Source organism: [Leptolyngbya] sp. PCC 7376 (assembly GCF_000316605.1).
Classification (GTDB): domain Bacteria; phylum Cyanobacteriota; class Cyanobacteriia; order Cyanobacteriales; family MRBY01; genus MRBY01.
Window position 1 is genome coordinate 2,371,390 of the sequence record NC_019683.1, and the last position, 13,973, is coordinate 2,385,362.

The following is a 13,973-nucleotide window of genomic DNA, read 5'->3' on the forward strand; positions in this document are numbered from 1 at the left end:
GGCCTCGATAAAATAAGAAGAATTAGACCAGAATCCTGTAGGGGTAACCTTTGTGAGGCTCAATCTTTCTTCTCGATTTACTGTTGTTTTTGTCACACTCGCCACGGCGATCGCCCTCGTTGGTTGCGGCGGCTCAGAACCCGAAGAGAGTGCACTCGACTCAGAAACCTCAACCCCAGCCATTCAGGGCGAACCCCTTGAAACATCACCCGATACTAAAACAGAAGACAAATTAGCACTTAATGCAGGTGCTTATTGTTACCGCACCGATGAACCAACTCTCCAGGCAACTGCTGAATTTCTAGTCGAACCAGACAACAGCGTCACAGGAACCCTTGAAGCAACCGTCACTGATGATGCCAACGCCTACTACACATCCTACGAACAAACCTTTGCCGGAGTTCTAGAAGGCGATACTTTTGAAGCAGCTATTACGACCAAAATTGAAGACGATCTCCAGCAAAGTAAAGAGACTTGGACATTAGACCAAAAACAATTGAGTAGTGACAGCGCCATTTTCCTGAAGCGCGTTGATTGCGAAGAAATTATTGCTCTCAAAGCAACAGAAAAGGCTCCACCAAAAGCTGTCCCGACCCAAGTCCCAACTCCTACTCCCAAACCTCAAGCAGCTGCTCCGACCCCAAGCGCTCCCCTCACAACATCTACACCCAGTCCTCAAGCACCAGCACCATCCACATCTCCGATCCGCGTCGCCTTTAATAGTGGTTCAACCGAAAGCGTCGTTAAAGGCAGTCTTGCTGCTGACCAAAAGCAAGTCTATCTAATCAATGCTCAGGAGGGACAGGAGATGTATCTTGAAATCACGAATGGCAGTGGTGCAGCGATTTTTGATGTGGAAGTGGACAATGGCGAAGTAATCCAAGAGGATTTACCAGAATTTATTGAGTTTACATCACCCTTCAGTGGTGATTACATTGTGACGGTAAAAGGTCAGGAGAATAACTCGAATTATGCTTTGTCCATAACGATTCAATAGACCATATCAAATTGCTCTAGTCCTAACCCAAATAAGCAGCTTTGACTTGCTCATTATTGAGCAGGTCTTTCGCCTCGCCTGAAATTTTGAGGTAACCAGCTTCGAGTACATAGCCACGATCACTGCATTCGAGGGCAAGATTTGCATTTTGTTCGACAAGTAAAATCGTGGTGTCGTCAGCATGGAGCTGGCGAATTACTCTGAAAATATCTTTAACGATTTGAGGAGCGAGGCCCAGGCTTGGTTCATCTAGCAAAAGTAATTTGGGACGACTCATCACTGCACGGGCGATCGCCAGCATTTGTTGCTCACCACCGCTTAAGGTTCCAGCAACTTGATCTTTACGCTCAGCAAGACGTGGAAAAATCACAAATTGCTTTTCAAGGTCTGACTTAATCCCCAATTTGTCGTTACGAACATAAGCCCCCAACTCTAAATTTGTGAGGACTGTTTGTTGAGCGAGAATGCGGCGACCTTCCGGACTGTGGGCAATGCCAACGCGCACAACATCATGGGCAGACATTTTCGTTAAATCTTTGCCGTTATATAGAATTTTGCCCTTAATGGGATTGACTAATCTCGAAATTGCACGCAGAGTGGTGGTTTTGCCTGCACCATTTGCTCCAATCAGGGTGACAATTTCTCCTTCGTTTACGGTGAGATGAATATCTTTGAGAGCTTCAATACCGCCATAATTCACCGATAAATCAATTAATTCCAGCATTATTCATCTCCCAAATACGCTTCAATTACTGCTGGATCTTCCTTCACCACTTCCGGTATGCCAAGGGCAATTAGCTCCCCAAAATCCAACACAGCAATACGATCACAAAGTCCCATCACCAACGGAATATGATGCTCAATCAAAAGAACCGTTAAATCAAATTGCTCACGGATTTGCCGAATCAAATCGCTTAATGCACCTTTCTCATTAGGGTTCATACCAGCGGCGGGCTCATCCAAGAGCAACAAGTCTGGCTCTAGAGCGATCGCCCGTGCAATCTCTAAGCGACGTTGATCTCCATAGGAAAAGTTTTTAGCCTGTTGCCGATATTTTCCAGTTAAACCGACCAAATCCAACAATTCTTTAGCGCGCTCATAGGTTTCTTGCTCTGCCTTACGCGCCGAAGGTAATCCTAAAATTCCAGCGACAAGATTTGTTTTCTGGTGGCGATGGCGGGCGATCGCCACATTCTCTAAAGCTGATAAATTTCCAAACAAGCGTAAATTCTGAAATGTGCGCGCAATGCCACATTTAGCGATGCGATGAGGCGCAAACCCTTGAATTGCCTGACCTTGGTAAACAACAGTCCCCATTGAAGGTGGAATCATCCCAGTCAACATGTTAAAAAATGTCGTTTTCCCGGCACCATTCGGGCCAATCAACCCAAAAATCTCGCCGCGACTTACTCGAAACGACACATTATTAACAGCTATTAAACCCCCAAAACGACGGGTGAGCTGTTTAACTTCAAGGATTGACGAAACCGAATTCGATGGAGCAGAAACCATTGACGACAAACATCCAGTACCAAAGTCAGACTAATTTTAGTCGTAACCTGGCTTTAAAAATAGCCCAGCTTTCCAATCTTTTACTCAGAGTCAGTTTTTAACTGTCTAGGCTATAGGCAATCACGGCGATCGCTGAATTCGTGACGATTCAACCTTTCATCATCCACCACTAGAAACTCTAATCTCAAATCAAAGCTTGATCGATTAATTCTTACCCAAAGTTTCTTCTTCGTTACCGCCTAAAATCTGCTTCAGCGAAGACAGTCCTTTTTTGAGGCGACGCGATACTGTAATCACGCTAACACCCATGATTTCTGCGGCTTCTTTTTGCGTTAAATCCTGCAAAAAGACAAACTCTAAAACTTTGCGTGTTCGATCCTCAAGCTGGGCTAATCCTTGTTGTAAACGAATCTGGTCTTCCATCGCCAACTGGAAACTCTTGTATTTAGGATCTGGTACAAGATCGCCAAGACAAGCAGATTCACTACTATCAGATGAGACAGCGAGATCAAGACTTAAAGGATCGCGATTTTGGTAAGCGAGCTTGACATCCTGCCATTCAGCGAGAGAAATCTCAAGGCTTTCCGCAATTTCTCGTGGCGATGGTTGACGATGATGCTCTGCCCGAAAAGCTTGAATAAACTTGGTTGATTTACGACGCAACTGCAATATACGGCGCGGAATACGAACAGTCGTACTTCGGTCACGCAAATAATGCTGAATTTCGCCACGAATGTAGGGACTAGCGAAGGAGCTAAAGGCATTCCCTCTTTCTAGGGTAAATCTCTCAATCGCACGCAATAGACCAATACTGCCCACTTGCAGCAGATCATCAAAACTCTCACTACACTGTTTCGTCCAATGATGTGCTTCTTTCCGTACGAGACCAATATTTAAATTAACGATCTTATTACGCAGAGAGACGTCACCAGTTTTTTGATACTGCTGTAACAATTGCAGAGTCTGCTGTTTGATTGTTTCACCCATTACGGTCGTCATGATAGTTCCCATGGCTTCTGGTTGGAGGCTGTAGATGCGACCTTTCTGCTATTTCAGACAGTGAGAGTACAGTACGATTGCCCAAGTGCTCGATGCGATCGCCTTAAAACTATAAATAGCAGAGACTATAAGAGAGAAAAGTTAATTAAAAATTAAACTAGGAAAGATTGAATAAAACGAGTCATTAAGAGTTATGCACATAGTAATGTTGACACATTTTGCTTCACATCACGAAAAATTTAATATTGAATGATAAATTGGCCACTAATTCCAGTGAAAATACGTAAGCATATTGTTTTTATTGATGATTACTTACAACAAAAGTGCATTTGGACTAGCTGGAGCTCGTATAAAAAGAATACTTCCACAGCTTTCACGTAAGTATAAAAGTTCTCAATAACTTTAAATTCAAGCTATCACAAAATCATTTTTTCATTTTGTCTAGGGGCACAATATATTCAGCATTGACGATGAATTTAATATCTCCTGAAAAACTCGATGTTTGACTCCGATTTGGAGCATAGATCAATTTACGACAAGCTTCTATTTGTTGAAAACTTGGTTGTTTAGGTAATAGCTGAATGAGATATTGCTTCAGAATGCGACGCTGTAATGCCGGATGAATTTGTCGGAGCGGCAAACGCTGAAGTGATAGATCAGCGGCAAAATATTTTGCGAAGTGTTCTGCGGCGATTGCCTCTAGATAGTCATTTTCAGCTTGGGAAATAATAGCAGTTTGGGCAAGATGTTGCTCAGCCTGGGAGTTTATGACTTTTAGTTCTGGAAGGACTTGTTGACGGAGTCGATTGCGAGAAAAGCGTAAATTGTGATTATAAGTATCTTCATAAATAGGCAGATTAAAATCGGTGCAAAAAGCGGCCGTTTCATCACGATGGACTGTCAATAAAGGACGTACAAGCGAGACCTCCGAAGTTAGTGATCGTCGTTCTGTTAAAGCCCCCAGTCCTCCTAAACCAGACCCTCGGGCAAGATTGAAGAGTAATGTTTCTGCACGATCACTGAGAGTATGGCCTGTCACCACAATGGAGAACTGTTCGGTGATCGCCACAGCGCCTAGTTCTTGATAACGCCATTGGCGCGCTGCGGCTTCAGTTTCTTTAATTGGTGTTTCAGCCGCACATAAAAAAAAGGGCAGTTGCCAAGTTACTGCAATACGGCATACATGATCAGCGATTGCTTCATCCCCAGACCATCCATGATTGCAATGGGCGATCGCTAGTCGCCATTGCCAACGTCTACTCAGATCAAGCAAAAGCTGCCCTAAACATAAAGAATCTTGCCCACCGGACACAGCGACTAAAATTCGCTGACCAGTAGGCAATAATTGAGTCTCTTTTAAATGTTGATGAACACGGGCATGGAGAAGTGACCAGTTCACAGCAGACTATTCCAAATCCCAAATATCCGCAGAGACCTCTTCCTCTTCGCCAGTGACAGCATCAAGAGGATCATCTCCATCATCTAAAGCAGCAAAGTCGAAATCACCGTCGCTGTCATCATCGTTCTCAAACAGCTCTCCGAGGCTAATGTCATCATCGTCATCATTATCAAAGACATTGCTATCGTCACCTAGTTCAAAAGGCGACTCGACTTCTTCATCTGTTGATTCTGCTGCTGGAGCTGTAGGCGGAGCAGCCGATGGTGACATCTTCTTCTTCATAATCGAAACATCGATAAACTCCCCAAGATCTTCTGTTGACCCAAAATCAATTTCGGGAGGTAGCTCATCAGCTGTTAAATCGTCTTCTTCGTCCTCTTCCTCGGACTCAAATAAGAGATCTGCGACTTCATCATCCACTGGAGCATCTAAGTCAGGCTCATCTTGCTCATCAAAAGCTTCAAAAGAAAATTCTTCTTCGTCTCCACCAAGATCAAAGTCAGCAGCCATTTCATCTGAAGGCTCTTCTTTTTTGTCAGCAGTGGTAATTTCAGTATCTTCTGCACTATCGAAGTCAATCAAATCATCTGTTGACGAATCATTTGTTGTTTCTGATTCTTCTGCGGCGATCGCCTCATCAAAAGGATTATCAAAGAGATCGCTTTCGGATTCTGAAGTATCTTCGTCAAATTCTGAAGTATCTTCGTCAAATAAATTATCTAGCTCAAGATCATCGTCAACAGCAGCATCCGACGTAGAATCAGCATCATCTCCTAATGCGGAAGCAGGTTCATCTAAGTCATCTAAACCTAGATCATCGCCAGTGTCTTCCAACAACAAATCATCTAAGTCATCAGCATCATCTTCGGTCTCACCCATATCGGGAGAAAGTTTGGTCTCTGCAAACAGATCTTCAGCATCCCCAAATAGATCATCGCCATCATCATCGGCGATCGCCTCAAGTTCAGCGCTAGGCTCACCATCGGCATCACCCAAATCAAAATCTAGCTCATCACCAGAAGAGTCATCACCAAGAGATTCTAAATCAGTAAGTCCTGCGTCTTGTTCTGCCTCACCTGCGGCACCATCATTACTCTCATCACCAAAAAGACTGTCGTCATCGAAGAGCTCATCCAAGTTGTCGTCTTCATCAACAACAGCACTTGCGGTCTCCAACTCAGTATCTCCATCTGCATCGGCGATCACACTTGGATTACTTTCAGATTCACTATCTGCCAGCAAATCATCAAAGCCATCATCGATGTCCAGATCGAAATCATCGTCATCTAATGATTCTGGCGTGCTATCAGGAGCTGGAATCGCAATATCCTGAGTCTCTTCCTCCAGGGATTCATCAGCAAATAAATCATCGAAACCACTATCATCAGTTTCTTCGACCGTTTCACTTAGCTCTTCTTCCACGAAAAGATCATCAAAACTCGCGTCATCTTCCTGGACGAACGTTTCTTGCGGATCGACCAAGGTATCAGAAGTGATTGGTGCTGGAGTAGTGGCCTCAGGAAAACTGAAGTCATCATCAGCTAAACCTAAATCCACATCATCAAATTCATCGAGGACAGGTTCAGAAGTGGAGGAAACAGCGGCAGCTACCGGAGCAAAGGACTCGATAGCTGCCTCAATTTTTGGGTCTGGGCTTGCCTCCGAATCAGCGTCTTCTGCAAATTCTAGATGTAGGCGAACTTTTCCCTTCACCCAGCCATCGGAGCCGAACCGCAGCACATCGCAATCAATTCCTTCAGCATTCAGCCAGTCGATAGTTTCGGAGGTCACACCACCAACGCTATTTTCAAGCATGAGCTTTTTCAAGGCAGCAGTGAATTCACTGACCCGAAAGGTACTATGTCCAATCACAATTTGTGACTCATTACTGACAGACAAAACCTCGCCGCTGCTAAGTGGTTGAAAGTTTTTGCTCACGGTCATATCCCCACAATGTTCGAATACTAGGTAATAAAGGTTAAAGAGCGTTCTTAAATGATACGTAGTGTATCCCTTGAATCATTTTAGTCGGGATTTTCCAGTCGGAATGGCTTTTTTTTCCAAAATTCAAGTCTGTTTAGAAAAACCAACCGTAGGAATGTAATCCTTTGCCCAAAATATTGACGCCCAGATAACAGATCCAAACGACAACAAATCCGGCTGCAGCTAGCAATGCAGGTTGTCTACCTTGCCAGCCACGGGTAATGCGGGCATGGAGATAAGCAGCAAATACAAGCCATGTAATTAAGGCCCATGTTTCTTTGGGATCCCAGCTCCAATATGAACCCCATGCTTCATTTGCCCAAACTCCACCAGAAATAATGCCAATGGTTAAAAGTGGAAAACCTAGACCAATGATGCGATAGCTAATGTTATCTAAGGTGTCGGCAAGGTTCAACATTTGGGGACTGAGACTAGGTGCGACTGCCAAATTTTCGAGGGAAGGCTGGGTCAAGACCGCAGCATTACCATCAAAACTTGGTTGCTCTTTAGTGAACGCAACGGCAGTAACAGGCGACGTGTCGTCAGATTCTGGTTGATCATTGCGGAGACGATAGGAACCGTTACCGACAGAACTACCACGCAATTCGATTTTTTGGCCTCTGGTGACAATCAAGAAGGCGATCGCCAACAAAGAGCCTACCAGCAGCGCAGAATAGCTGATCATCATGACGCTGACGTGCATCATTAACCAGTTAGATTTGAGGGCAGGTACGAGGGGAGCAGAGTTCTGCATTTCCTCGGGAAGAGACAGAGCAGCAAAGGCAGTAATGCCCATAGCTACCGGTGTTGTAATAGTTCCCACCCAACGACTCCGACTCATCTGCTCGGCAATGAGATGCATTGTCGTGATGCCCCAAGCCAAGAAAAATAAGGATTCGTAGAGGTTACTCAGAGGGAAATAGCCTGCTTCCAACCAACGTGCCCCCAGGAGGGTTGCCATACAGAGATTAGCAACCACTACACCAATGGTGCCGAGCTTTTGCAAGGTAGTTAGATTCGGAAAGGCAGCACCACACCAGTAGATGAGCATGGTGAGAAATAAAACTAGAAATGAAGTGTTATCTAAAAGGCTTTGGAGTGCAACCAAATCCATTTTCGGTTCTCCTATCGGTAAGGGTCGATAAACGTCGAATAAAAAATTTTGTTATGGATTATCTAATAGTGTGCTGGAAAATGGGGATCCTTGTCACCTCAGCTCATCATAATTGGTAACTTTTCATCAGTGAGCGTTTCTGTAGCAATCGCAAAGTGGTACAGCGTGGTGCGCTCAGCAGAGGGTCTATTTTGACTAGCGATCGCATGTTGAAGCTGCTCAATGGTAAGGCAAGTACCTCCTTGCGCCCCGGCCATTGTGGTAATGTGCTCTTCCATTAGTGTTCCCCCAATATCATTACAACCCCACCGCAACGCTTCCGTTGCTCCATCTAAACCAAGTTTGACCCAACTGGGTTGGTGGTTAACAATCCATTTTCCAAGAAATAAACGAGAGACAGCCGTCAAATGCAATGTCAGATTTAAATCCGGTTGGTCGCGACCAACTTTTTTGCGCAATACGGCGGGTGCATCCTGACCCACAAAAGGCAACAAAATAAATTCGCTGATTTTGGCAGAATAATTTTTTTCAACCGCATATTGTTGTAGCGATCGCATCTGCTCTAAATGACAAACTTGCTGCTCTAGGGTTTCGATATGGCCGCACAACATCGTACTAGTGGTCATTATGCCGAGAGAATGAGCCAGACTCACAATCTCTAACCAAGTGGCTGTATCGAGCTTTTCAGGGCAAATTTGACGACGAATTTGATCATCCAAAACTTCAGCTGCTGTGCCGGGGAAAGATCCTACTCCAACATCTTTGAGGGCTAGGATCACCTCAGCAAAAGTAAGCTCATCCTGACGAGCAATAAATTCAATTTCCTGTGGCGAAAAGGCGTGGATATGCAACTGCGGGAATTCAGTTTTCAGCGATCGCACCAAATCAAGATAATAGTCCAGCGATCGCCCATTAATTTTTGCTTCAGGATTGAGACCACCCTGCATACAAATTTCTGTTGCGCCACGTTGAACCGCATCTGCTGCTTTTTCAAGCAATTGGCCATTATCTAGCCAGAATGCCCCTTCATCGTCAGCATCTCGCCGAAATGCGCAGAAATGACAATGCTGTTCACAAATATTGGTGAAATTGAGGTTCCGATTAACCACATAGGTTACTGTCTCACCGCAGAGCGATCGCCGTAATTCATCTGCAGCCTGTCGAATTTCTTCAATGGCATCCGGTTGATATTGCTCTAGCAAAAAAATCCCTTCTGCCACCGAGAGATCCTGAAGCGCGATCGCCTTATCTAAAATTTCGGTAAGCTTCATCCTTTCCCTAGTTCTTCAGAACGCTGTTTTGCCGCTTTGACCGCTTCAATCACTGCCGAACGAAACCCATTTGCCTCCAATGTTGCCACACCTGTAATCGTTGTGCCGCCGGGACTAGTGACTCGATCCTTGAGCTGCGCTGGGTGTAAACCTGAATCTTGCAGGAGCTCAGCTGTCCCTTTAACAGTCTGTAACGCCAACTGCTGAGCAATCTGACGCGGTAACCCAGAAGCCACGCCACCATCCGCTAAAGCCTCAATCATCAAAGCCACGAATGCAGGTCCCGAACCGGACAGCCCGGTTACGGCATCCATTAAATATTCTGGGACTTCAACGACCTGTCCCACTGCTGTAAAAATCTGTTTCGCTAACTCCACCTGCTCTGGGGAGACTAAATCGCTTGGGGCGATCGCCGTCATCCCTTGACCGACAATGGCAGGCGTATTTGGCATCACCCTCACCACCGGATAGCCCACAAATCCCGTCTGCAATTTCTCTAATGTCACCCCTGCCAAAATTGATAAAACAAGAGGGCGTTCCATCAATTCTTTGGATTGCAATTCCGTCGCTACTTTCTCGAAAATTTGGGGTTTAATCGCCAGCATCAGCACATCTGAGGCGATCGCCGCATCAGCATTATTTGCTGTCACTGCAATACCGTACTCCTGCTGTAGATATTCCCGTCGTGCCGCAACAGGATCGCTCACCACAACATCAGATGGCGCGTATAAACCTTGTTTTAATAAACGAGACAATAGAGCCTCACCCATTACTCCGCCACCGATCATCCCAAATTTCACAGCCATAAGCCCTCAAATATTTCGCCCAGATATATTTCTCAGTACGAACATCTCATTTCAAAATATATTCACCCATGACACCAAACGAAATCAACTCACAAAAAAAGAGACGACCAAGCCGTCCCTTATGGAAATGTATTTTTCGATCAACTGAGATACGAAGTCAAATCCGTCACAACTGACGAATCTGCTCGCTTCTAGCTAAATAATTATTGTGCCTGCGCAACGGGAGCCATTTCTTCGTTCCAAGCAGGTGTGGGAGTTGCAGTACGGGGAGCAGCGGGCTGTGCAGTCACAGGAGTCGCAGCTTCGTGGACAACACCAGTCTGATTAGTAACCTGAACACAATTAGGTGTGAAGAGGAAAATGCTATCGCCAATGCGCTCTTGATGCCCATCAATTGCATAGGTACCACCAGCAACGAAGTCAACAGCACGTTGCGCTTCATCTGGGTCCATCATGTTGAGGTTGAGAACCACAGAGCGGCGATCCCTGAGAGATTGGATGACCTGAGGCATCTCTTCAAAAGAATGGGGCTCACAAACAACAACTTCAGATAAGCCATTGTTAACGCCAGGCATACCAATGACATTATTACGGGGCGCGGAATTAGAATTCATGCCAAAATCAGAAGCTACAGTGGGGTTTTCACGGAGACGACGAGGGCGGGACTTTTCTTCAACGAGGGGCGCAGGGCTATCGGCAGGATAGAGGGCTGCGTAATCGGTGTTATCCACCTCTTCTTCGTAATACTCCTCGAATTCCTCGGTCTCGTTAAAGCCCAAAAAATCACGTAACTTAGTAAACATAGTGCGAAATATCCTTGATATTGATTGTCAGTTTAGTGTGCTTTGTTTGGCATGAGAAATAGTTTTTTCTAAATTCCCAGGAAGTCTAATGGGAGAAAGACTCAAGGATAGAAAGAGACTTTATCTAGACTTGATACTTCCTCAGCATATCTTATGTTTTTATTTTGTCTAGAGTTTGGTCAGTTTTTTTTTGAGTTTTGGCAAATTAAATCCAAATTCCTAAATTACGCTTTATTCTGCCCCAAAATCCCTGCTTTGATGAAATCACCACCATAAACTTTTGTTAATCAAGAGTTTATGATGCAACAAGCTCCTTGAGAAGGGAATAATAGAAAGATTTTGTTCCTGTTAATAAGGGAAGACCTCTCGGGGCGATCGCCACTTTTTCGTATCAAAAATCAAGCGTAGCTACGCTGGCCAAAAATGGCACTACCGACCCTAATCATAGTGCTACCAGCCTGCACTGCCAGCTCATAGTCACCAGACATACCCATAGATAATTCACTGAGTGCGAAAGGAAAGGCAGAATTTTCGTTGAGCTGCTCTTTTAGTTTTTGCACAGAGGTAAAGGCGGCTAGGATTTCATTCGAAGTTAGCCCCAATGGCAAAATTGTCATTAAACCCTGAATCTTTAGATGATTGCATGCCGCTAAGCCTGATAGGTCTTGCTGTAGCTGTTCAAAATCCCAGCCAAATTTATTGGGATCAGGCAAAGGCTTGACCTGAAGACAACATTTCGGCACAACAGCCATTGTCGCAGCGTAATTATTTAATTTCTTAGCCAGAGCAAGGCTGTCAATAGTGTGAATCCAGTCAAAGTGGGCGATCGCCTTTTTTGCCTTATTTTTTTGGAGATGACCAATAAAGTGCCAACAAATATCTTTTAAATCCGCTAATTCTTTTTGCTTCGCTAAGGCTTCTTGGAGTCGATTTTCTGCAAAGTCTCGTACACCAACTTCATACGCTGCCCGAATTTTCTCAACGCTGTGGGTTTTACTGACTGCAATCAATTTAGTAGTTGCAGGGAGCTGCTGCTGAAAAAAAGCGATCTGATTAGCAAGTTGGTCAGACATATCAGCGAAAAACAATTTACTGGAACGTACGCTTGTATAAAGCCTGTAATGCATCGAGTTGAGGTGAAGGGCCGAGGCGACGAACTTTGCGTAATCTCTGCTCTACTTTCATGCGAGCATCCATACGCGTGATGGGCTCGAAAACCATATTTTTTTTGTTCTGCTGCACCACGAAAAATAATCGTTGAGCATAAAGTGTCGTAAATAATTCTTCGTTATCTTCTAGCTCACAGATCAAGAAAAGCATCCCAAAAGTTGGGTGATTGAAATAGGACTCTGTATTCATTCAAATTCTATGGGTTCCAAAAACTCAGTAACCGAACTGTGACGGGCTACAAATCGTTCAAAAAGTGGCGATGCTGATGCTTTGTTACCGAAATGCGTAGAAGACGGTATCTTCAGATACATAAGCATCATCTGTTTAGTATATAGACGATAGGTCAGGAATGGGAAAATTTATTTGACTGAATGGTCTTTTACTCTACAGCCTTTTAAAAACATTTGTACTATATCTTAAAGGGTTTCTGTTCTACTAGTTGCGCCAGGCGATCGCCACAATTATCCAAGCTAACCGCAAAAATGCAACTAAATGAAACACGGCTTGGTAAGATTAAGAATTGCTTTTTTGCACACCGCTATCAAACCTTATCCTGAAAACCATGACTGAGTCTCGCCAATATCACATCACTACCTTTGGTTGTCAGATGAATAAAGCTGACTCCGAACGTATGGCAGGTATTTTAGAAGGTATGGGTTACCTGTTTGCAGAGGACCCAAACGAGGCAGATTTAGTACTCTACAACACCTGTACTATTCGGGATAACGCAGAGCAAAAAGTTTATTCTTATCTCGGTCGTCAAGCAAAACGAAAGCATTCAAAGCCAGACTTAACACTCATCGTCGCAGGTTGTGTTGCCCAGCAAGAGGGAGAAAGTCTATTACGCCGCGTGCCCGAAGTTGATTTGATCATGGGGCCTCAGCACGCTAATCGCCTCCAAGAACTTTTAGAGCAAGTCGATAGTGGCAGTCAGATTGTCGCCACTGAGCCAATTCATATCGTTGAAGACATCACCAAGCCCCGTCGCGACAGCTCGGTAACCGCTTGGGTTAACGTGATTTATGGCTGTAATGAGCACTGTACCTACTGTGTGGTCCCCGGTGTACGAGGCACGGAGCAGTCTCGTTATCCTGAAGCGATTTACGCAGAGATGGAAGAGTTGGGTCGCCAAGGTTTTAAGGAAGTCACGCTCCTTGGTCAAAATATTGATGCCTATGGCCGTGACTTGCCTGGTACAACACCCGAAGGACGCAATAAATATAATCTGACGGATCTTTTGTATTTTGTGCATGATGTGCCGGGTATTGAGCGCATCCGTTTTGCAACCAGTCACCCTCGTTATTTCACGGAGCGTCTGATTAAAGCTTGTCACGAGCTACCAAAGATTTGTGAGCATTTTCATATTCCGTTTCAGTCCGGTGACAATGATGTCTTGAAGGCGATGCGCCGCGGTTATACTCACGAAAAATATCGTCGGATTATCGACAATGTCCGTAAATATATGCCGGATGCCTCTATTAGCGCGGATGCAATTGTGGCTTTTCCTGGTGAAACAGAAGAACAATTCGAAAATACCCTCAAATTGGTTGAGGACATTGGTTTTGATCAACTAAATACAGCAGCTTATTCGCCTCGCCCTGGAACTCCTGCGGCAGTCTGGGAAGATCAATTGTCTGAAGAAGTGAAGAGCGATCGCCTCCAACGACTGAATCGCCTAGTCAATCAAAAAGCAGCGGAACGCTCTGAGCGCTATGCGGGAAGGGTTGAGGCAGTTTTGGTGGAGGGTCAAAACCCCAAAAATCCCAATCAGGTAATGGGGCGCACTAGTGGCAACCGTCTCACTTTCTTTGAGGGTGATATCAACGAACTTAAGGGAACAATTGTTTCGGTGAGAATTACTGAAGTTCGGCCATTTAGTCTCACTGGTGAACCTATAGAAGCCCTCGTGACGGCTTAAT

General features: G+C 44.8%; 13 protein-coding genes. 2 read left to right on the forward strand and 11 right to left on the reverse strand.

Translation table 11 applies throughout. The annotated features are described in order from the left end of the window. The first annotated feature begins 52 nt into the window (after positions 1–52). On the forward strand, positions 53–997 hold the full coding sequence (locus LEPTO7376_RS10520; protein ID WP_015134159.1) for a hypothetical protein: 945 nt from the start codon (positions 53–55) through the stop codon (positions 995–997). A 22-nt stretch (positions 998–1,019) separates the two neighbouring features. Here LEPTO7376_RS10520 and LEPTO7376_RS10525 read toward each other — a convergent pair whose 3' ends face one another. The 11 genes from LEPTO7376_RS10525 to pipX form a co-directional block, all read right to left on the reverse strand. After that, positions 1,020–1,721 carry an ABC transporter ATP-binding protein gene (locus LEPTO7376_RS10525; protein ID WP_015134160.1) on the reverse strand — a complete coding sequence of 234 codons (702 nt, stop codon included), beginning with the start codon at positions 1,719–1,721 and terminating at the stop codon, positions 1,020–1,022. Beyond that, positions 1,721–2,509 (reverse strand): ABC transporter ATP-binding protein, encoded by a 789-nt coding sequence (locus tag LEPTO7376_RS10530; protein WP_015134161.1) that lies wholly within the window; start codon positions 2,507–2,509, stop codon positions 1,721–1,723. Before LEPTO7376_RS10530 ends, LEPTO7376_RS10525 begins: the two co-directional genes overlap by 1 nt. A gap of 204 nt (positions 2,510–2,713) precedes the next feature. Then, the gene (locus LEPTO7376_RS10535; protein WP_015134162.1) at positions 2,714–3,508 is read right to left on the reverse strand and encodes an RNA polymerase sigma factor SigF; all 795 of its coding nucleotides are present in this window, start codon (positions 3,506–3,508) and stop codon (positions 2,714–2,716) included. Positions 3,509–3,932: 424 nt separating this feature from the next. Beyond that, positions 3,933–4,907, reverse strand: a complete 975-nt coding sequence (gene tilS, locus LEPTO7376_RS10540; protein ID WP_015134163.1) for a tRNA lysidine(34) synthetase TilS — start codon at positions 4,905–4,907, stop codon at positions 3,933–3,935. Positions 4,908–4,913: 6 nt separating this feature from the next. After that, positions 4,914–6,845: a KGK domain-containing protein gene (locus LEPTO7376_RS10545; protein ID WP_160148437.1), complete on the reverse strand. Its 1,932-nt coding sequence runs from the start codon at positions 6,843–6,845 to the stop codon at positions 4,914–4,916. A gap of 139 nt (positions 6,846–6,984) precedes the next feature. Continuing rightward, positions 6,985–8,004 (reverse strand): c-type cytochrome biogenesis protein CcsB, encoded by a 1,020-nt coding sequence (gene ccsB / locus LEPTO7376_RS10550; RefSeq protein WP_015134165.1) that lies wholly within the window; start codon positions 8,002–8,004, stop codon positions 6,985–6,987. A 98-nt stretch (positions 8,005–8,102) separates the two neighbouring features. Next, a complete protein-coding gene (cofH, locus tag LEPTO7376_RS10555) occupies positions 8,103–9,275 on the reverse strand; it encodes a 7,8-didemethyl-8-hydroxy-5-deazariboflavin synthase subunit CofH (RefSeq protein ID WP_015134166.1) in 1,173 nt (390 codons plus the stop codon). Further along, positions 9,272–10,081: a pyrroline-5-carboxylate reductase gene (gene proC, locus LEPTO7376_RS10560; protein ID WP_015134167.1), complete on the reverse strand. Its 810-nt coding sequence runs from the start codon at positions 10,079–10,081 to the stop codon at positions 9,272–9,274. Before proC ends, cofH begins: the two co-directional genes overlap by 4 nt. Positions 10,082–10,284: 203 nt before the next feature. After that, entirely contained in the window at positions 10,285–10,884 is a 600-nt protein-coding gene (locus LEPTO7376_RS10565) for a cell division protein SepF (protein ID WP_015134168.1), read from the reverse strand. Between the two features lie 398 nt (positions 10,885–11,282). Continuing rightward, entirely contained in the window at positions 11,283–11,957 is a 675-nt protein-coding gene (locus tag LEPTO7376_RS10570; protein ID WP_015134169.1) for a YggS family pyridoxal phosphate-dependent enzyme, read from the reverse strand. 16 nt (positions 11,958–11,973) lie between these two features. Further along, entirely contained in the window at positions 11,974–12,243 is a 270-nt protein-coding gene (gene pipX, locus LEPTO7376_RS10575) for a transcriptional coactivator PipX (RefSeq protein ID WP_015134170.1), read from the reverse strand. A 373-nt stretch (positions 12,244–12,616) separates the two neighbouring features. Here pipX and miaB point away from each other — a divergent pair, with 373 nt between their 5' ends. Further along, positions 12,617–13,972 carry a tRNA (N6-isopentenyl adenosine(37)-C2)-methylthiotransferase MiaB gene (gene miaB / locus LEPTO7376_RS10580; protein WP_015134171.1) on the forward strand — a complete coding sequence of 452 codons (1,356 nt, stop codon included), beginning with the start codon at positions 12,617–12,619 and terminating at the stop codon, positions 13,970–13,972. The last annotated feature ends 1 nt before the right edge of the window (position 13,973 follow it).

What these genes read in the sequence shown, in the direction of transcription:
- LEPTO7376_RS10525 (WP_015134160.1), bottom strand. Translation starts at nt 1,721, where the DNA reads ATGCTGGAATTAATTGATTTATCGGTGAATTATGGCGGTATTGAAGCT.
- LEPTO7376_RS10530 (WP_015134161.1), bottom strand. Translation starts at nt 2,509, where the DNA reads ATGGTTTCTGCTCCATCGAATTCGGTTTCGTCAATCCTTGAAGTTAAA.
- LEPTO7376_RS10535 (WP_015134162.1), bottom strand. Translation starts at nt 3,508, where the DNA reads ATGACGACCGTAATGGGTGAAACAATCAAACAGCAGACTCTGCAATTG.
- ccsB (WP_015134165.1), bottom strand. Translation starts at nt 8,004, where the DNA reads ATGGATTTGGTTGCACTCCAAAGCCTTTTAGATAACACTTCATTTCTA.
- cofH (WP_015134166.1), bottom strand. Translation starts at nt 9,275, where the DNA reads ATGAAGCTTACCGAAATTTTAGATAAGGCGATCGCGCTTCAGGATCTC.
- proC (WP_015134167.1), bottom strand. Translation starts at nt 10,081, where the DNA reads ATGGCTGTGAAATTTGGGATGATCGGTGGCGGAGTAATGGGTGAGGCT.
- LEPTO7376_RS10565 (WP_015134168.1), bottom strand. Translation starts at nt 10,884, where the DNA reads ATGTTTACTAAGTTACGTGATTTTTTGGGCTTTAACGAGACCGAGGAA.
- LEPTO7376_RS10570 (WP_015134169.1), bottom strand. Translation starts at nt 11,957, where the DNA reads ATGTCTGACCAACTTGCTAATCAGATCGCTTTTTTTCAGCAGCAGCTC.
- pipX (WP_015134170.1), bottom strand. Translation starts at nt 12,243, where the DNA reads ATGAATACAGAGTCCTATTTCAATCACCCAACTTTTGGGATGCTTTTC.
- miaB (WP_015134171.1), top strand. Translation starts at nt 12,617, where the DNA reads ATGACTGAGTCTCGCCAATATCACATCACTACCTTTGGTTGTCAGATG.